This window comes from Rickettsia endosymbiont of Ixodes scapularis, from assembly GCF_000160735.1.
Taxonomy (GTDB): Bacteria; Pseudomonadota; Alphaproteobacteria; order Rickettsiales; family Rickettsiaceae; genus Rickettsia; species Rickettsia tamurae.
Genome location: NZ_CM000770.1, coordinates 1,098,386 through 1,117,112 on the forward strand (window position 1 = coordinate 1,098,386; position 18,727 = coordinate 1,117,112).

The following is an 18,727-nucleotide window of genomic DNA, read 5'->3' on the forward strand; positions in this document are numbered from 1 at the left end:
ATAAATGCGGGTGGTAAAAAATAAATTATTTTGTCATTCATGCGAGGCATTGTTGCATGAACCGGAAAACGGCCTCGGTGTCATCCCGTGGCTTGACCACGGGATCCAAAAAATAACTAAAAATACTAATAATATTAGTATTTTTAACTGGATCCCGCGATCCAAGTCACGGGATGACAGCAGTACATGAAAAACTATAAAAACTTTACTGCTGCTATTTCTATATTTATTATAGTTATGGCCTCGGTTCTAGGATTTCAGAGTTATCAAAAATTTACTCAAGATAAACATTTTGAGCAGATAATAACCGATCTAAATAATCTAGAGTTTGATCCTGCTAATGAAAAAATCCGCAAGAATTTTATCTCAGAAATACAAAATATTTATGCAACCGAAAATCCTGAAATAGATAAAAATATAAAATATGTGTGGGTTTTATCTGCAAGAAATTCTTATACAAAAATACCGATTAATTCTGATACTCAAAATATAGGGGCTGCAGATAAAGAGGACGGATATAATAGGATGAGGCTTGACATAGAGATTGTAAGAGAAGTTGCAGCTAAAAAACTTGATAAGCAAATATCTAGCCTAACATACGCGAGTTTCGTATTAATAGAGGAACTGAATAGCTGATAGTAACTGGGTTACGAGGATATTAGTAATATTGTTTTTGTTATAAAATGTACTTAAAACTGCATAAATTTTTAGTAAATTGTCTTTTTTGACTATAACTATTAAATTGTAAAACTTGTCACACCTCTTACAAAGCTTGAAAGGATAAGCATTATAGCATATTCATTAACCATAATTTAGGCATCTTAATACGAAACTCGCGTTATCTATATAAATTTTAGGATAAGTATAGCAGAGATAAGTCATTATACTAAGAGAGGGACGTTGTTGCGTGGATCAGTTTTTCCAGTGTCATCATCCCGCGACTTGATCGCGGGATCCAGCTTAAAATACTAAAATTTTAGTATTTTTGGTCAAGCCACGGTATGACACCGAACGCGTTTTTAGATCCACGCAACAATACCTTGCGAGCAGTCGTAGACTGTGCGGCAATCTCATGAAATAATAAATTATAAACTCATGAGATTGCTTCGTCGAAACTTACAGTTTCTTCTCGCAATGACGATTTTCGAATTACTTTAAATTAGACCAAATGCGGTTTTTTGCAATATAGAAAAAGATAGTAAACACTACCAAAAACATCATAACTTTAAGACCCATAGATTTACGATGTTCCATTTCCGGCTCAGCTGCCCATTGCAGGAATACCGCAACATCATGCGACATCTGCTCTACGCTTGCGTTAGTACCGTCCATATAGGTTACCTGCCCGTCTGTAAGCGGCGGCGGCATTGCTATTTGCTCGCCAGGGAAATACGGATTATAATGAGCCCCTTGCATTAGCTTAAAATCTGCCGGTGGTTCGGTATAGCCGGTAAGCAGCGAATATATATAATTAGCTCCGTCATGACGCGCTTTTATTATTAAAGATAGATCAGGAGGATGTGCTCCGTTATTAGCTGCCCTTGCTGCTTGTTCATTAGGGTAAGGAGGTACAAAACGATCGGAGGGAAGAGCGGAACGGTCAAACATCTCACCGTCATCATTAGGTCCGTCTTTTACCGTATAGCCTTTGGCGATTTCTTTTATCTCGTCATCCGAAAAGCCGATATCTTTAAGATTACGGTAATATAAATTGTTTAAACCGTGGCAGACACTACAAACTTCTTTATAGACCTGAAAACCTCTTTGTGCTGCTTCACGATTAACTGTGCCAAATATGCCGTCAAACGACCATTTCATCTTTTTCGGATGTAATGCTTCTTCGTTGGCTAAACTTAAGCACGAAGTTAGTAGTATGATGATAGAGATAAGTAGTTTAGTTTTCATAAATTTTTTTGAGTCGTCATTGCGAGGAAAAATTGAAAATTTTGACGAAGCAATCTCAGGAGTTTATTATTATTTTATAAGATTGTCGTGTCGAGATTTTGTCTTTCCTTACAATGATGTTTTTATTACAGAATAATTTCATTATATAAATCATCCCAATTTATATTGTATCATTTTTGTGTTGGTATATTCTTTTTATTAAATTAGAAGTAACACCAGTATAGAGTATACCATTTTTCTCGTTAGTTACTATATATACTATTGGTTGCTTCATAAATTTGTATAATACAAAAAACGTCATTGCGAGCAACCATAGGCTGCGTGGCAATCTCATGAAATAATAACAAACTCCTGAGATTGCTTCGTCAATTGCTATGGCAATTTCCTTGCAATGACATATCTCTTCGCAATGACTTAACTCTTACAACTCCTCCGGTAATGGCAGCGGTTTTTCATATTTACCGATCAGCGGCAGAGCTACTAAGAAATGGAAGAAGTAGTAACAAGCAGCAAAGCGGCTAATGGTAATATACGGCTCTTCCGCCGGTTGTCCGCCTAAATAACCAAGCAATAAACAATCTGCCATAAATATCCAAAAAGCAATTCGGTATATCGGTCTATAATTACTACTTCTAACTTTTGAAGTATCAAGCCAAGGTAGTAAGAATAACACGAATATACTTCCGAACATTAATAGCACCCCACCGAGCTTAGAAGGTACTGCTCTAAGGATCGCATAAAACGGCAGAAAATACCATTCAGGTACGATATGAGCAGGCGTAACTAACGGATTTGCCGGAATGTAATTATCGGGATGTCCTAAATAATTAGGTTCGTAAAAAATAAAATAGGCAAATATTATGAAATAAACTCCGAAACCGACAAAATCCTTTACGGTATAATAAGGGTGGAAAGGAATAGTATCTTTAGGGCTTTTAACGTCGATACCTTTCGGATTATTTGAACCATGCTGATGTAAGGCTACTAAATGCAGCATCACAAGAGCGACAATAATAAACGGCAATAAATAATGCAGCGAGAAGAACCTATTTAATGTCGGATTATCAACGGAAAAACCACCCCATAACCACGTAACTATAGATCCCCCTATTAGCGGAATAGCCGAGAATAAATTAGTAATTACCGTAGCACCCCAGTAGCTCATCTGCCCCCAAGGAAGCACGTAACCCATAAACGCAGTAGCCATCATGGTTAGAAAAATGATAATACCGATATGCCAAAGCAGTTCTCTCGGCACTTTATAAGAACCGTAATACAGTCCCCGTGCTATGTGCAAATAAACGGCAGCAAAAAACATCGATGCACCTACCGCATGAGTATAACGTAGTAACCAACCGTAATTCACGTTACGCATGATTCGCTCAACACTATCAAAAGCATGATCAACATGCGGTGTATAGTGCATAGCAAGCACTACACCGGTAATTATCTGAATTACCAACGCAATACCGGCAATAGAGCCTAAATTCCACAAATAGCTAAGATTTTTTGGAGTCTGATAATGGCTAAAATACTTTAGGAAAGAGAAAATCGGTAGACGATAATCTATCCACTCAATAATAGAGTTCTTCCCAAATTCTACTTCTAGAGGTAATTTGTGCGTAAATCCGGTACTCACACCATTAATCGGTTTCTCAGTTGTTTTTTGGGATACCGTGGTCAAACGGTATGACATTGAGGGCTTTTTAGGGGTAATATCTTCATTCATAAATAACTACCCAATTCTAATTTTTTTGTCGCTAATAAAGGTATAAGACGGTACTGCTAAATTTAAAGGAGCAGGACCTCTTCTAACTCTACCTGAAGAATCATATTGTGAGCCATGGCACGGACAGAACCATCCATCATATTCACCTTGATTAGCAAGCGGCACACAACCTAAATGCGTGCAGATTCCGATAGTCACCAACCAATTATCATGCCCTACTTTCACACGTGCTTCATCAGTCTCAGGATCAATAAGTTCCGACATTTTTACGGCTCTTGCTTCAGCTATTTTATCAGGAGTACGGTTAGTGATAAAAACCGGTTTACCTTGCCATTTAACCGTAACTGTTTGACCTACCGCAATATTTGATAAATCAACCTCAATTGATGATAAAGCTAGCACGTCTGCAGAAGGGTTTAAAGAATCAATAAGAGGCCAAAGAGTACATGCTGCCCCAACCGCTGCAACACTACTAGCCGTTAGAACCATAAAATCACGACGTGTAGTTTGTTTGTTTTTATTATCTTCAGTATCCGACATATAATATTAAAGTGACATAAATTAACGATTATTATTACTACCGCTTGGGGTATTATTAAGATTATTTGGATTTTCTAGTTCTTCATAAGGATTTATTATAGGACGTTCAGCGTCTGCAACACTATCTGCTTCTTTTGGCGTAAGCTTATTTATTTCATCTTCTAACACTTTTGCTCCTGTCCCTTCTTCATACTTATATTCTCCAGGATTACTTAAGCAATTCCAAAAACTAACTAAATGATTCCAATTAGGAGCGAGTTTTATAGTACAATTTTGAGTAACTGCTTTAGTTGTATATAATATCTCGACTGTAGTTTCAGTAAAATAATCTATAAACCCAATTTTTTTTAAGCCCAATACTGTATAATATAAAGTAATTAAGGAAGCAACTGCTATAATTAAATACCATTTAGTGACAATAGACCACAGAAAAAATCCCATAGGATTTGCTGCAATTAACCTTCGTAAAGCCTGCCACATATATTTTTCTCAAAAAAATTATTAATAACATTCATCTTATTTTATATCACTACATTAGTAAAAATAAAGCAAAATCACGTAATATTACAAATATTTTTAATTAAATAGGAACTCAAGAAGAATGAAATCGGTAAAAATACTAAATTAATTCCTACCATAATAAAAATTAATTGTAAGTTATTATCTTGTAATATTAAACCTGTCATTATAATATTCGGAATTAATAACGGCATAATAAACGTACCGACAAAATTAGCATTCTTCTTAAAATAACATTGCACGCTACCAGATAAAACTACTAAACTACTTGATAAAACTAATATCATCCATACACTAATGAAGAAAAATACTATCTCAAGCAAAATTTGATCAAAAAAAACATAAATAATGGGTAAAACAAAAACCAGCCCTACCGTACTACTGATAAATATAGCAAAAAATTTAGCCAATATAATTTTTTCATGACTAACAATTGATAATAATAACTCTAAGCTTCCGTCTTCCAAATCAGATTTAAATATAACCGAAGAAAAACCGATTAATGAAATTAATAAACAAATTACCGAAAAAATTAAACCGAATTTGTTAATATCCCTTTCACTATTAATTAAAACAGTACTAATTATGCAAAATAAAAAAAATATAACTATATATTTAATTATATTATTAATGCGATTCTGCACTATAAATTCACGCTTAATTAATACAAATAGGTTATTCATAATTATTAAATACGTTGTAAATTAAGTACATAATAGCTGCGACAGTCAAACCTATACCAATTTCAACAATAACTATAGCAATATGCTGAGCAAGTAGCTTATCATTGATAAAATTTGTTAGTGAATAATAATTTAAATAATTATCATTAAAAAATAGTGATATTGTTCCTACAATTGCATATATTGCTACACCTAAAACAGCAATACAAATTAGCACATTAGGAGGAAAATACCGGCTTAATTTTCGATTACCGTAAACTAAATCACAAGCAATAAGGCTAGATGCAAATATAACACCTGCTTGAAACCCACCACCCGGCGAAGACTCACCGTTAAGCTGAATATATATACTATATAAAATTATATAAGGTATTATAAAACTAGTGATATATTTTATTATTGGATTTGTCATACCGTGGCTTGACCACGAGATCTTGTATCGCCTGCTGTGTCCTGAGATACCGTGGTCAAGCCACGGTATGACACCCTCCTTTGAAAATACCAATAATACAGCAATTCCTGCAATTAAAATTACGCTAGTTTCACCTAAAGTATCATATCCACGATAACTTGCAAGAATAGCCGCAACAAAAGAAGGTACACCTATATCTCTAGAGGTATTTTCGATATAATATTTACTTGAATGCATATGAATAGGAGCATTATCATCACCGTAATTCGGTAATTCTAGCCCCATATAAGCAAGAGTTACTACAAACAATAAACATATTAAACTTGCTGTAATAATATTAGTTCTCTCAATATTCTTTAAATCCGAAGGTAATTTACGCAACAAATTCAAATATACGCATGTTGATAAGCAAGCTCCAAGCGCTGCTTCGGTCATTGCGACATCAGGAGCATCCATAATAAGATAAGATACACCGATTAATAAGCTAAATACAGAGGAAGCAATAACTGTATTTAGTAAATCTTTAGCAAAAATTATTTTTATGGATATTAAAATTAATAAAAAAGCAATTAAGTTAAGTAGGTAATTGCCGAGATCAAAATTTAAAGCTGTATTTACTGTCATATGGTTGTTAAAATTTAACGTCATTGCGAGGAGAAACGTAGTTTCGACGTGGCAATCTTATCAAGCATCCTGAGATTGCTTCGTCAATTACTTCGTAATTTTCCTCGCAATGACGGTACTATAAGCTCTAATTTTCATAAATAAAGATGCTTTACCAAGTGCATGAGTTGCTACCGGATTTAGTAGAAAAATCAATAAAGCCGCTAAAATTAATTTAATAGAGTTAACAATATTTGCTTCAATGCACGCAAAACCTATTAAGCAAATAGGCACTCCAAAACTCTCAATAACACTTGCAGCATGTAATTTAGTATAAAAATCAGGAAATCTAAAAAACCCGATTATCCCTGAAAATATAACAAATAATCCAATAATTACTAATAATATTCCGATATAGTATAATGTCATTGTTTTTATTTCTTTGTTATTTCATTATGCACTTCTATGTTATTCCCGCGAGGCATTGTTGCGTGGATCGAAAAACGTGCTCGGTGTCATACCGTGGCTTGACCACGGTATCCAGTCTTTTTTAATTTTTTTCTGGACCCCGTGGTCAAGCCACGGGGTGACAATAATTCGTTCACTCACCCTGAGCCAAGCTATAACCTGCCACACCATCAAACTCAAATAAATTCTCTACTTTGATAAAGTCGATATTTGCTTTGCTTAAAGCTTCAAGCAATCTTGTTATATCTAAATGCTTTATTTCCATGCCGTCTTTATTCATAAAACGACAACACCAATGATCGGAAACAGTTTCAAATCTTGCATAATGAGGCCATAATTTTAGCCCTTTGGAAGATATAGTTTTTAGCTCAAAATTACCAAGATCAAGCTTATTAACTTTATCTGCTATATCGTGAGCGGAAGATACATCCATATTCACAAAAATATCCGTACCAACCAATTTCTTAACTTCTTTGGTATCAATCTTATACTCTATATTATTTTCTTGTTTCTCTGCAATTAATGGATAATCTGCTTTAGGTAGTTTTGTCGGTATCTGTCCTAATCTTTTTGTTACTTCTTCAGCAAATTCTTTGGTACCGACTTTTTTACTAGAACTCTGCTCGTTATATATATCCGTCGTGTGAATCCCATCCTCTATAGTTTTTTTCCAAGCATTTTCGATTAATGTAGCGATATCACCCTGCCCTATATGTACTAGCATCATTATAGCAGCATTTAAAAGCCCTGACGGATTAGCAATATCTTTACCTGCAATATCGGGAGCACTTCCATGTACCGCTTCAAACATAGCATAATGCTGCCCGATATTTGCAGAACCTGCAAGCCCTACCGAGCCTGAAATTTCAGCTGCTACATCAGAGATAATATCGCCGTATAAATTAGAAGTCACGATAACGTCAAATATTTCCGGTTTGGTAGCAAGCCTTGCCGTACCGATATCGATAATATAATGCTCATTATTAATTTGCGGATATTCTTTTGCAATCTCATTAAATACTTTATGAAAAACCCCATCGGAAAATTTCATAATATTATCTTTGCTTAAACACGTGACTTTTTTACGGTTATTTTTTACCGCATATTCAAAAGCATATCTAATAATTTTTTCACAACCGGTACGACTAATTAACTTAACCGACTCATACATATTATACGTTTGACGGTATTCTATACCTGCGTATAAATCTTCTTCATTTTCACGTATAATAGTTAGGTTTAGATTTGGATGCAGTGTTTTAATAAAAGGATGAAACGAAACAGAAGAACGAATATTAGCAAAAAGCTGTAATGTTTTACGAATCGTGACGTTTAAACTTTTATATCCTCCACCTTGCGGAGTAGTAATCGGAGCCTTAAGTATAATACCGGTACGTTGTATTGATTCCCAACTTTCCTCACTTATGCCTGAAGTATAATGCTTCTTGTAAAGCTTTTCACCTACTTCAATGGTTTCTAAACGAATACGAACTTCGGCTTTACATAATATATAAAGCACTGCCTCCATTATTTCAGGCCCTATACCGTCCCCGTATGCAATTGTAATCGGTGTAAATTCTGCCATATTAAATACTCTCGTTAAATAATAGCACTGCTCGTGTGGATACCACCACGTCATTGCGAGCAGCCGTAGGCTGCGTGGCAATCTCGTCAAATATCCTGAGATTGCTTCGTCAATTACTTCGTAATTTTCCTCGCAATGACGTTAAACTAAACCATACAACAACACTATTAATAGTTTATAGTTACTTCTTTTAACCTTTCATTCAACATAAAAGTCACTTCGGAAGTTATATTCAAATTATTTTTGGCATATAAGACTTGAGCACTTGGAATTACCAAATTAAGGTTATATTTCTCAGCAAGTTCACTAATTATTGTAATAGTTGTTTCATGTACTCTACTCATAGCCTCAGCGTGGGCTTGTTCAAGCTTTGTTTTCTTAATCTGAATTTCTTTTCTAACGTGGCTAACTTTTGCATTAAATTCGTTTACTTTATGCTCAAATTCGGTTTCACTTAAATTAGAACGCTCATTTAGCAGCTTCTCTTCCAGCGGTTTAAATTTTGCTTCTTTTGCAGCAATATCCTCTTGAATTTCATGATTAAGCTTTTCGATTTTATTACGCAAATCTTTTATAGCTATCGAACCTTCCAATATAGATTGTACATCAGCAACAGCTACTCTAACTTTAAAATTATCTTCTTTAATCGGCACGTTTTGTGCCTCCGTGATCATTGAGAAATTTATTATGAATATGCATAAACATAATATTCGGTATATCATCCTTGATCCTATAATCTAGACTTAAGTGTTATATTTAAGGATGTCATTCCCGCCTACGCGGGGATGACATTGGAGCAACACCCCTATTAATCTAAGAATAAATAACATCAGGTGATTTGTCTATAATTAAAAACTTAACCTTTACCTAACATTGGCACATCCCCGCCTCCCCATGGTGTATATTCACTATCCAAATAATCCTCCCTTGAAATTGGATCAAATGAAATAGCTGTTATTGCTCCAGGACTTAAACAGGTATTCTCTTCATCACTCAGCGGTTCAGTAGCAGGTTCTTCTAGTTCAACATAAATTTCATGCTGTTCATTAAATTCATATAAAAAATTAAAAGCTTTATGAATATGCTCAGTTCCCTTGTTCTTAACCAAAACTGCTGTAATACCATAGTCTTTTGCAGCATTGACACATCCATGGAAAATATATTTTTTTATTAGTTATTTCGCTTACTACATGACAATTTTTAGAGATGTAAGGACTAAAGGATTGAATTTTGCTGATAATTCATGATGATAACGGGGAAAGAACTTGGTTTACATATGAAAGATCATTCCGCCCCTCTAGTCGAATTATTACAAAAACATATTTCGCTTAATTTATCAAGAGCAAAATGTTTAGGATTATTTATCATTTCAATGCTTAACAGCAGGACAGTAAACATGTCATTGTTATGCAATAGAATGCCGTCTGGGATTAAAGCAGCTTCATGGTATAGAAGGATGCAAAGATTTATCTCTGAAATCTCAATATCATGGAGAGTATTACCTGTTATGTTAGTCATGATGACTGGGTTTGAGCAGGAGCAAAAATGGGTATTGTGTTTAGATAGAACGAATTGGAAATTTGGTAAACGACATATAAATATTTTATATTTAGCTGTCAGTTTTCATGGTATAGCGATCCCCCTTTTTGGAATTTTCTAAGTGATAAAAAGTGTGGTAACTCTGATTATATTGAGCGTATTGATCTGATGGAGTGTTTTTTAGAAGTTTTTGACAAAAACCGCATTGAAGCATTAACCGCTGATAGAGAATTTATAGGTAAGGAATGGCTCTCTTGGCTTAGAACAAATCAAATAAGATACGTTTTTCGAGTTAGAGAAAATAGACAATATATCAGTAATGCAAGGGGAAAAATGGTTAAAATACAAGAGTTATTTCGCCCTCTAGCCATAGGATCGCATGTGAGTTTGTCACAACGTAGAATTGGTACAAAAGGTGAAATATTTAATGTAGTAGGGATCAGAAATAAGAAGAGTGAACTTGCAGTCTTAATACATAGTGATGAGATCAAAAATCCTGCTGAGATTATATGCTCAAAGATGGCAAATTGAAACAATGTTCAAAGCTTTTAAATCAGCAGGATTCAACTGTGAAGCAACTCATATTACTAATGATTTACGATTAGATACATTGATGCAAATATTGTCTATTGCATTTTGCCTAGCTTATCAAACTGGAGAGATTATAGTTTTAGATAAACCAATAGTTATTAAAAAACATGGTTATAGGCAAAATAGTATATTTCGTGTTGGATTAGATATAATATCTTGTATAATATTTCTACTCAATTAGTACGTTGGATACAGCTGTTGTCCTTGATATTCCAATATCCAAAGATGATAAAATGAAAAATTGTCATGTAGTAAGCAAATTTCCAATTCGTTCTATCTAAACACAATACCCATTTTTGCTCCTGCTCAAACCCAGTCATCATGACTAACATAACAGGTAATACTCTCCATGATATTGAGATTTCAGAGATAAATCTTTGCATCCTTCTATACCATGAAGCTGCTTTAATCCCAGACGGCATTCTATTGCATAACAATGACATGTTTACTGTCCTGCTGTTAAGCATTGAAATGATAAATAATCCTAAACATTTTGCTCTTGATAAATTAAGCGAAATATGTTTTTGTAATAATTCGACTAGAGGGGCGGAATGATCTTTCATATGTAAACCAAGTTCTTTCCCCGTTATCATCATGAATTATCAGCAAAATTCAATCCTTTAGTCCTTACATCTCTAAAAATTGTCATGTAGTAAGGTTATTTCGGTATTATTCATTATTTCTCTTATATATTCTTTTTTAGTACAATTTTGTATTTCCTCAAAATTATTAGAAGGTAAAGCTGATTTTATATACATTTTTGCTACATCTTCCTTTCCTAGTAACCTTTCTAATGCATATTTTACAGTATTAGGATAACCATTAAATGATGCTATAGCTATTTTATAACCGGATAATATAATATTCTTAAAAAGGCGTGCTATTTGCTCTTCATTTTTCCAACCTAAATTTTCATTATCTAGGAACCTCTAAATCAGCTCTATAGAAAATTTTTGCTCAAGCCTAGCTATTTCCTTAGCACGTTCACTATCTGATCTAAAAAAGCGATTTTGTATATTACTTACTATTAAACCTCCTAACCTCTCCCCGATATAATTATGCGAATGTCCAACTAAAGTATTGTCAAAATCAAATATAAATAAAGCTGTATTATCGTTCATTAATTTCTCTTATTTTAAAGTTTAAAAATTCTTAGTAATTTTTATTCTGCGGTTAAATCAATTTCTTTTTCAAGAACTTTATTCCAATTTTTGGTATTTTAGTGTATAATACGGAAGACTATTGTACACTTGTGAGAATTTTTAAAGATGACATCTATTCGTAATATAGCAATTATTGCCCACGTTGATCATGGGAAAACTACGCTTGTTGATAACATGCTTAAACAAAGCGGAACATTTAGAGCTAACCAAGCAGTAGCCGAGCGTGCTATGGACTCTAACGATCTTGAGTGTGAACGCGGTATTACCATACTAGCCAAATGCACTGCTCTTATGTGGAACGATATCCGTATTAATATCGTCGATACGCCGGGACATGCTGATTTTGGCGGTGAAGTAGAACGCATATTAAGCATGGTTGACGGTGTTGTGTTACTTGTCGACGCTTCTGAAGGACCGATGCCGCAAACAAAATTTGTGCTTTCTAAAGCGTTAAATCGCGGCTTAAAACCTATTGTCGTTATTAATAAAATAGATAGGGATGACCAAAGAATTAAAGAAGTTATCGACGAAGTATTTGAGCTATTTGTAGCGTTAGAGGCCAATAACGATCAGCTTGACTTCCCTATAGTTTATGCATCAGGGAGAGCAGGGAGAGCATCTTTAAACTTTGATGATAAAATTAATCCTTTAGACAATTTAGCAGATGATTTAACACCGCTTTTCGACCTTATAGTAACACATGTACCTACGCCCGCAGCCGATGATAAAGCCCCATTTTCTATGCTTGTTACTACTAGAGAATATAATTCTTTCTTCGGTAGGGTTTTAACGGGACGTGTACAAAGCGGCACTGTTAAAATCAACCAAAACGTAAAAGTATTAAATCGTGAGAATAAAGTACTTGAAACCGGACGTATCACTAAAATATTAGCATTTAGAGGCTTAGAAAGAATAGCTATAGACAAGGCTACAGCCGGTGATATTATTGCCGTAGCAGGCGTTGAAAATGCCAACGTTGCCGATACTATATGTTCACCTGAAGTAACTGAGGCCGTACCATCTCTACCTATCGATCCGCCGACTTTATCCATGACTTTTAGCGTTAATGACTCACCGCTTGCAGGAAGCGAAGGGACAAAAGTAACATCGAGCTTGATTGGAGCTAGGTTAATGCGTGAACTTGAGAGTAACGTTGCATTAAAAGTTACCGAAGCAGCTGAAAAAAATGCTTTCCAAGTTGCAGGACGAGGAGAATTACAGCTTGGTATCTTAATCGAAACTATGCGTCGTGAAGGATTTGAGTTATCTATCAGTAGACCGGAAGTATTATTCCAAACCGATGAGAAAGGTAATAAGCAAGAGCCAATGGAAGAAATTCAAGTTGACGTTGATGACGATTATGTTGGAGTAGTCATAAAATCTTTAGCACTTAGAAAAGCCGAAATGACTGATATGAGACCGTCAGGCGGAGGTAAAAGCCGTGTTACGTTTATTGGACCGTCTAGAGGATTAATCGGCTATCACAGCCAATTTCTAACCGAAACACGTGGTACAGGAATTATGAACCGTATTTTTCACGGATACGCTGATTATAAAGGAAATATCGAGGGAAGACGTAACGGCGTGCTTATCTCTAACGGTGACGGGGCAGCTGTCGCATATGCTCTATGGAATCTAGAAGAAAGGGGGAAAATGTTTATAAACCCTAGCGATAAAGTATATAGAGGTATGATTATCGGCGAACATAATCGTGATAATGATTTAGAGGTAAACCCACTAAAAGCGAAGCAATTAAGCAATGTTAGAGCAACAGGTAAAGACGAAGCTATAAGGCTAACTCCGCTGATGCTTTTAACGTTAGAGCAGGCAATCAGCTATATACAGGATGACGAGCGAGTTGAAGTAACACCGAAATCTATTCGTCTGCGTAAAGCTATGCTTTACCCTAACGACCGTAAAAGAGCTGCAAAGTAAAGAATTTTAATGCTGCATTTTTAAATTTTTTCTGTTATTATTAAAATATACTAAAAATATCTAAAGGTTGTTATGAAAACAAATTATGTAGCTATAACTAACAGAGGACAGATAACAATTCCTATTTATATCAGGGAAAAATTAAATTTATCTACCGGCAGTAAGCTAGAAGTAATAATACAAGATAATTCTTTTGTGGTAATACCTATAAATAAATCTCTTAAAAACTTGAAGAATATTTTACCTAAACCGAAAAATACTCTTACAATAGAAGAAATGAACCAAATTATTAAAGGTTCATATGATAGGAATTGATACAAACATTTTGGTTCGTTACTTAACAGAAGATGATCTTGTACAAAGTGTTAAAGCTACAGAATTAATTAAAAAATACTTCGGTCAAGAAAATTCAATATTCATAAATAATATAGTTATATGTGAATTAGTTTGGGTATTAGAAAAAGGGTATAAATATTCAAAAGAACAAATAATTATGGTATTAAAAGAAATATTTAGCACAGTTGAATTTAGTTTTGAGAACCAACAAATCTTATGGCTATCTATTTTAGAGTATGAGACTCATAAGGCGGATTTTTCTGATATTTTAATAGGAAAGTTAAATATATTTAGCGGCTGTAATTACACTATTACTTTTGATAAAGCCGCTAGTCAACTAACAATGTTTAGATATTGTTTATAATATTTAAATTTGCTATTTTTCTTTTATAATATGGAATCAAACACTATAATAACAAACCTTTTTAACGGCTTCTATTACATCGATCTCGCTCGGCAAAGCTAATTTTTCTAAATTAACGGCATAAGGAAGAGGAACATCTTTGCCGCTGACAATCTCTATCGGAGCATCTAAATAATCAAATGCTTCTTTCATAACAATAGAGGCTATACTTGCACCGACACCGGCAAAAAACCACCCTTCTTCGACTATAACTAAACGATTAGTTTTTTTCACCGATTCTATTATCGTCTCAGTATCAAGAGGCTTAATAGTACGTAAATCAATAACCTCGCAATCAATATTATCATTCTGCAAAATATTTGCAGCATCTAGGGCAAGTTTTACTTGAATTGAGAAAGTTACTATAGTGACGCTACTACCTTCTTTTAAAATTTTTGCCTGACCAAAGGGTATAGGCTCGATTGTTTCCGGTACGTCAAAACTATGACCGTATAAAATCTCATTTTCCAAAAAAATAACCGGATTATCGTCTCTAATAGCCGTGAGCATAAGCCCTTTATGATCTTCGGCACTATAAGGAGCTACTACTTTTAACCCTGGAATATGAGAATAACAAGCTGTATAATTTTGGCTATGCTGAGCTGCTACTCTACTTGCTGCTCCGTTTGGTCCTCTAAACACTATCGGACATTTTACCTGCCCGCCTGACATGTAATGCGTTTTTGTAGCAGAATTAACTATATGATCGAATGCTTGCATAGCAAAGTTAAAGGTCATAAACTCCACGATTGGGCGAAGTCCTGCAAAAGCTGCCCCGACTGCAAGCCCTGCAAAACCATACTCCGTTATTGGCGTGTCAATTACTCTCTTAGGACCAAACTTCTCTAATAATCCTTGCGTTACCTTATAAGCTCCTTGATATTCTGCAACTTCCTCGCCTATGACAAAAACCTTGTCGTCTCTTATCATCTCTTCTTGCATCGCATCACGCAATGCTTCACGTACCGTTATTTGCATTTTTCTTTTTATTTGATTAAATGTTCTATGTCATTTCTATAGTACTTATGTCATTCCCGCGAAAGCGGGAATCCAGAAAAACAATAAAAAATACTAATATTTTTACTGGACCCCATGGTCAAGCCACGGTATGACAAATATTCGTATACAACTCCCTCTCATCAGGTAGCGGTGAATTTTCTGAGAATTCTACTGCTTCTTTCACAATTTCTTTTACCGACTGTTCTATTTCTTTTAAATCTGCTTCGGTTGCATATTTATTGTCGAGTATCGTTTTTCTTATTATTACCAACGGATCACGCTCTTTATATTGCTCAACTTCTTCTTTACTGCGATATTTTGCCGGATCGGACATCGAATGCCCACGATAACGATAAGTTTTTACCTCTAATATCAGCGGAAAGCTATTTTCTCTAACATACTCGGCTGCTTGCTTAGAGCCGTCATACATTTCTTCAAAATCCATACCGTCTAGCTGAAATCCTTTAATCCCAAACGATTCCCCTTTCTTATATAAATCACGCATAAAGGTAGAATGTGCTACAGACGTCCCCATCGAATATTCGTTATTTTCAATAATATAAACTACAGGTAAACCCCATAAAGCAGCCATATTAAAGGCTTCATATACTTGACCTTGATTAACCGCACCATCACCTAAAAAAGTAAAGCAAATATTATTCGTACCATTATATTTCTCGGCAAAAGCAAGCCCTGTACCTATCGGTACTTGAGCTCCGACTATACCGTGTCCACCGTAAAATTTGTTCGGTACGTCAAATAAATGCATCGAACCGCCCTTACCTTTCGAGCAGCCTGTAGCTCGTCCCATAAGCTCGGCAAGAACGTATTTAGGCTCTGTTCCCGCTAAAATAATATGAGCATGGTCACGATAGCTAGTAATTGTACTATCTCCTTTTTGTTTAACCATATCTACCGCAGAAATTACTGCTTCCTGCCCGATATATAAATGACAAAAACCGCCTATTTCTCCCATACCGTATAGCTGCCCGCATTTTTCTTCAAAACGACGCAGTAGGAGCATATCTTTAATGCTTTTCATATATTCTTCTTTTGTCGGCTTATATTTTCCTAACTTAATATCCACTAATTACTCCTTAAGACTATTGTCATCCCGTGGCTTGACCACGGGATTCAGGCTTTTTAAATTTTTTTCTGGATTCCCGCTTTCGCGGGAATGACATAAAACTAAAAATCATCAAAATTAAAATTCACAAAATACGGTACATGATCCGAAGGTGGTGGCCAATCACGTGCTTCTGGTAGTAAATGCATAGAAAATAATGCATCTTTTAAATTATCGCTAACCCAAATATGATCAAGCCTTCTACCTCTGTTAGATTTTTTCCAATCTATATTTCTATAGCTCCACCAAGTATAAAACTTTTCGTCAAACGGAACAAAATGCCTACTACTATCGATAAAACCTAACGAGTTTTGTAGCTCTACCAATAACGAGCGTTCAATATCGGTATGGCTGATAACATTTCGCAGCTGCTTACTAGACCATACATCATGTTCATGCGGAGCAATGTTCAAGTCCCCGACAATAATAATTTTATCGTTTTTAGTACGGTTAGTAGTTAACCATTCCTGCATTAACCTTACATATTCGAGCTTATGCTTAAATTTTGTATTTACCTCGATATCAGGTACATCACCACCGGCAGGAACATAAAAATTATGTATTTCTATATCATTAACTATAGCGGCTATATGCCTTTTATCACTATTATATAACTCCAATGAAAAAGCATTATTCAAAGGAAATTTTGAAATAATAGCAACACCGTTATATGATTTCTGCCCTGCATATATTACATGTTCATAGCCTATATTTTTAATAACTTCAAGAGGAAATAATGAATCAGCTACCTTTGTTTCTTGAAGTAAAATAATATCCGGCTGATGTTCATGTGCTAATTTTCTTAATAAATCGATCCGTAAATGCAATGAATTGATATTCCAAGTAACTATCTTCATTAGACTTCTTGTATAACCTCCTTCTAAAGGTAATTTGTATGTCAATCCGATACTCGCATCCTCACGTACTAAGTGTACGCTGCGGTGCTGCGTTCCGTGTTTCCTTCAAATTCCTCTTTATAAGATAGGTTATACAAGAAGTCTATTTAATTTTTTATAGCTGCTCCTATTATTGCATCTCTGAAATAAATTATTCCAAGTTGATTTAAAGGATTTTTCATGTCAATTTTATCTTTTTCTTCTTCAGGAATTTTAATCATAGTATTACTTAACATAGCAAAATAAAGATTATCAGGCAAAACATATCCTGCTTCACTTTGTATTCCAAGGGCTTTTCCCGTATAATGAATCATTAAATGCTTAGAATCAAGATCAGTAAGGAAAATACCGTAACCCATATAAGACTTACGCCCTTCTATATCTTTTGCTAAAAAATACTTAGTAGTCATAAGTTTATACGACTTCTTAGAAAGAATTTTCCCCTCATTCAATGCCCTATACCATTTAATAAGATCAACCGGTGTTGATATTATACCGCCGTCAGCACAAGGAACTGCTAAAAAATCAGCAGTTACAGGAGTAAATATAGGTTTATTACTATTATTAGGCGTTAAAAAATATCTTACCGGATAATTAGAACTAATAACATTTTTTTGAATTCTAGCGGCTTCACTATATGAAGCAAAACTAGTAGATTTCATATTAAGAGGTTTAAAAAATTCATCATAAAAAAAGTTAGCTAAATCTTTTTTAGCCACCTTTTCGATAATCATACCAAGTATAACAAAATTAGTATTACTATATTTAAATTTTTTCCCTATAGATATTTCTAAAGGCTTAGAAGAAACAAATTGTAATATTTTCTTATGAATCTCTTTCTTAGGCATATTTAAATCAAGTTTAACAAAACTAAAATATTCAGCAATACCGCTACTATGCGTTAATAAATTATGGATAGATACTTTATATGCCCAATCCGGCACTTTTCCTCCCCACATTTCCGGATCAAGATATTTATAGATTTTATCGTTAATATTTAATAATTCCTGCTCTTGTAATTTTAAAATTCCTGCAGCTGTAAAAGGCTTTGTAGCAGAAGCAATAGGCATCATTTCATTTGCTTTTAATTGCTCACCGTTTAAAGCAAAGATTCCTTTAGCACCGGTTAATAAAGTTTTATAATCATCGGCAAACATAAAAACGGCATTTAAAAATCTATTACTTATATATTCTTTTTCTGCTTCATTGATTCTTTGCTGTATATCTGCAAAACAATCAACACAATTAGTAATTAAAAAAAGCAGCAATAAAAAATATCTACGAATCATAACTTC

At 34.5% G+C, this 18,727-nt stretch carries 25 protein-coding genes and 1 pseudogene; 7 read left to right on the plus strand and 19 right to left on the minus strand.

Features of this window, described 5'->3' with window-relative positions; all coding sequences use genetic code 11:
- Positions 1-186: 186 nt before the first annotated feature.
- Positions 187-636 (plus strand): hypothetical protein, encoded by a 450-nt coding sequence (locus REIS_RS05525; protein WP_008580271.1) that lies wholly within the window; start codon positions 187-189, stop codon positions 634-636.
- A gap of 513 nt (positions 637-1,149) precedes the next feature.
- Here the strand turns inward: REIS_RS05525 and REIS_RS05530 are convergent.
- The 11 genes from REIS_RS05530 to REIS_RS05575 all read right to left on the minus strand — a co-directional run bounded on the left by REIS_RS05530 (position 1,150) and on the right by REIS_RS05575 (position 9,552).
- Positions 1,150-1,905, minus strand: coding sequence for a cytochrome c1 (locus REIS_RS05530; RefSeq protein ID WP_008580272.1), 756 nt, complete (start codon positions 1,903-1,905; stop codon positions 1,150-1,152).
- A 160-nt stretch (positions 1,906-2,065) separates the two neighbouring features.
- The gene (locus REIS_RS16440; RefSeq protein ID WP_371256040.1) at positions 2,066-2,239 is read right to left on the minus strand and encodes a GIY-YIG nuclease family protein; all 174 of its coding nucleotides are present in this window, start codon (positions 2,237-2,239) and stop codon (positions 2,066-2,068) included.
- 87 nt (positions 2,240-2,326) lie between these two features.
- Positions 2,327-3,634, minus strand: coding sequence for a cytochrome b N-terminal domain-containing protein (locus tag REIS_RS05535; RefSeq protein ID WP_008580273.1), 1,308 nt, complete (start codon positions 3,632-3,634; stop codon positions 2,327-2,329).
- Positions 3,635-3,640: 6 nt separating this feature from the next.
- Positions 3,641-4,174, minus strand: coding sequence for a ubiquinol-cytochrome c reductase iron-sulfur subunit (gene petA, locus REIS_RS05540; RefSeq protein WP_008580275.1), 534 nt, complete (start codon positions 4,172-4,174; stop codon positions 3,641-3,643).
- Positions 4,175-4,195: 21 nt separating this feature from the next.
- The gene (locus REIS_RS05545) at positions 4,196-4,654 is read right to left on the minus strand and encodes a DUF2670 domain-containing protein (protein ID WP_008580276.1); all 459 of its coding nucleotides are present in this window, start codon (positions 4,652-4,654) and stop codon (positions 4,196-4,198) included.
- Between the two features lie 74 nt (positions 4,655-4,728).
- Positions 4,729-5,376, minus strand: a complete 648-nt coding sequence (locus tag REIS_RS05550) for a heme exporter protein CcmB (RefSeq protein WP_008580277.1) — start codon at positions 5,374-5,376, stop codon at positions 4,729-4,731.
- Positions 5,369-6,436: a DUF4040 domain-containing protein gene (locus REIS_RS05555; RefSeq protein ID WP_008580278.1), complete on the minus strand. Its 1,068-nt coding sequence runs from the start codon at positions 6,434-6,436 to the stop codon at positions 5,369-5,371. The genes REIS_RS05550 and REIS_RS05555 overlap by 8 nt, the downstream gene beginning before the upstream one ends.
- A 63-nt stretch (positions 6,437-6,499) precedes the next feature.
- Positions 6,500-6,820: a Na+/H+ antiporter subunit G gene (locus REIS_RS05560; protein ID WP_008580279.1), complete on the minus strand. Its 321-nt coding sequence runs from the start codon at positions 6,818-6,820 to the stop codon at positions 6,500-6,502.
- A gap of 172 nt (positions 6,821-6,992) precedes the next feature.
- On the minus strand, positions 6,993-8,444 hold the full coding sequence (locus REIS_RS05565; protein ID WP_008580280.1) for an NADP-dependent isocitrate dehydrogenase: 1,452 nt from the start codon (positions 8,442-8,444) through the stop codon (positions 6,993-6,995).
- Positions 8,445-8,611: 167 nt separating this feature from the next.
- Positions 8,612-9,166, minus strand: a complete 555-nt coding sequence (locus REIS_RS05570; protein WP_008580281.1) for an OmpH family outer membrane protein — start codon at positions 9,164-9,166, stop codon at positions 8,612-8,614.
- 134 nt (positions 9,167-9,300) lie between these two features.
- On the minus strand, positions 9,301-9,552 hold the full coding sequence (locus REIS_RS05575; RefSeq protein WP_008580282.1) for a hypothetical protein: 252 nt from the start codon (positions 9,550-9,552) through the stop codon (positions 9,301-9,303).
- 135 nt (positions 9,553-9,687) lie between these two features.
- On the opposite strand from REIS_RS05575, the gene REIS_RS05580 reads away from it, so the two are divergent.
- From REIS_RS05580 to REIS_RS16450, 3 genes are read left to right on the plus strand one after another with little or no spacing between them, the layout of a single operon-like run.
- Positions 9,688-10,104 carry a hypothetical protein gene (locus REIS_RS05580; protein ID WP_008579269.1) on the plus strand — a complete coding sequence of 139 codons (417 nt, stop codon included), beginning with the start codon at positions 9,688-9,690 and terminating at the stop codon, positions 10,102-10,104.
- Between the two features lie 47 nt (positions 10,105-10,151).
- Positions 10,152-10,514: a transposase gene (locus REIS_RS16445; RefSeq protein ID WP_008579487.1), complete on the plus strand. Its 363-nt coding sequence runs from the start codon at positions 10,152-10,154 to the stop codon at positions 10,512-10,514.
- A gap of 4 nt (positions 10,515-10,518) precedes the next feature.
- Positions 10,519-10,755, plus strand: coding sequence for a hypothetical protein (locus REIS_RS16450; RefSeq protein ID WP_050755367.1), 237 nt, complete (start codon positions 10,519-10,521; stop codon positions 10,753-10,755).
- Here REIS_RS16450 and REIS_RS05595 read toward each other — a convergent pair.
- The 3 genes from REIS_RS05595 to REIS_RS05605 all read right to left on the minus strand — a co-directional run bounded on the left by REIS_RS05595 (position 10,748) and on the right by REIS_RS05605 (position 11,695).
- A complete protein-coding gene (locus REIS_RS05595; RefSeq protein ID WP_008579489.1) occupies positions 10,748-11,170 on the minus strand; it encodes a hypothetical protein in 423 nt (140 codons plus the stop codon). The genes REIS_RS16450 and REIS_RS05595 overlap by 8 nt on opposite strands.
- A 39-nt stretch (positions 11,171-11,209) precedes the next feature.
- Complete coding sequence (locus tag REIS_RS16455; protein ID WP_008580283.1) at positions 11,210-11,332, minus strand: hypothetical protein; 123 nt, start codon at positions 11,330-11,332, stop codon at positions 11,210-11,212.
- A 171-nt stretch (positions 11,333-11,503) separates the two neighbouring features.
- On the minus strand, positions 11,504-11,695 hold the full coding sequence (locus tag REIS_RS05605) for a hypothetical protein (protein WP_008580284.1): 192 nt from the start codon (positions 11,693-11,695) through the stop codon (positions 11,504-11,506).
- Positions 11,696-11,842: 147 nt separating this feature from the next.
- Between REIS_RS05605 and typA the strand changes: the two genes are divergently transcribed.
- The 3 genes from typA (at position 11,843) to REIS_RS05620 (ending at position 14,372) form a co-directional block, all read left to right on the plus strand.
- A complete protein-coding gene (typA, locus tag REIS_RS05610) occupies positions 11,843-13,672 on the plus strand; it encodes a translational GTPase TypA (RefSeq protein ID WP_008580285.1) in 1,830 nt (609 codons plus the stop codon).
- A gap of 72 nt (positions 13,673-13,744) precedes the next feature.
- Entirely contained in the window at positions 13,745-13,987 is a 243-nt protein-coding gene (locus REIS_RS05615; RefSeq protein ID WP_008580286.1) for an AbrB/MazE/SpoVT family DNA-binding domain-containing protein, read from the plus strand.
- Complete coding sequence (locus tag REIS_RS05620) at positions 13,974-14,372, plus strand: PIN domain-containing protein (protein ID WP_008580287.1); 399 nt, start codon at positions 13,974-13,976, stop codon at positions 14,370-14,372. The genes REIS_RS05615 and REIS_RS05620 overlap by 14 nt, the downstream gene beginning before the upstream one ends.
- A 36-nt stretch (positions 14,373-14,408) precedes the next feature.
- On the opposite strand, the gene REIS_RS05625 is transcribed toward REIS_RS05620, so the two are convergent.
- The 5 genes and pseudogenes from REIS_RS05625 to REIS_RS05640 form a co-directional block, all read right to left on the minus strand.
- A complete protein-coding gene (locus tag REIS_RS05625) occupies positions 14,409-15,389 on the minus strand; it encodes a pyruvate dehydrogenase complex E1 component subunit beta (RefSeq protein ID WP_008580288.1) in 981 nt (326 codons plus the stop codon).
- A 118-nt stretch (positions 15,390-15,507) separates the two neighbouring features.
- The gene (gene pdhA / locus REIS_RS05630) at positions 15,508-16,497 is read right to left on the minus strand and encodes a pyruvate dehydrogenase (acetyl-transferring) E1 component subunit alpha (protein ID WP_008580289.1); all 990 of its coding nucleotides are present in this window, start codon (positions 16,495-16,497) and stop codon (positions 15,508-15,510) included.
- A 101-nt stretch (positions 16,498-16,598) separates the two neighbouring features.
- Complete coding sequence (gene xth, locus REIS_RS05635) at positions 16,599-17,393, minus strand: exodeoxyribonuclease III (protein WP_037213828.1); 795 nt, start codon at positions 17,391-17,393, stop codon at positions 16,599-16,601.
- 11 nt (positions 17,394-17,404) lie between these two features.
- Positions 17,405-17,539 (minus strand): annotated as a pseudogene (locus REIS_RS17295) (palindromic element RPE1 domain-containing protein); the annotation flags it as partial.
- The gene (locus REIS_RS05640) at positions 17,540-18,721 is read right to left on the minus strand and encodes a serine hydrolase domain-containing protein (protein ID WP_037213823.1); all 1,182 of its coding nucleotides are present in this window, start codon (positions 18,719-18,721) and stop codon (positions 17,540-17,542) included. It lies immediately after the preceding pseudogene.
- Positions 18,722-18,727 lie beyond the last annotated feature (6 nt).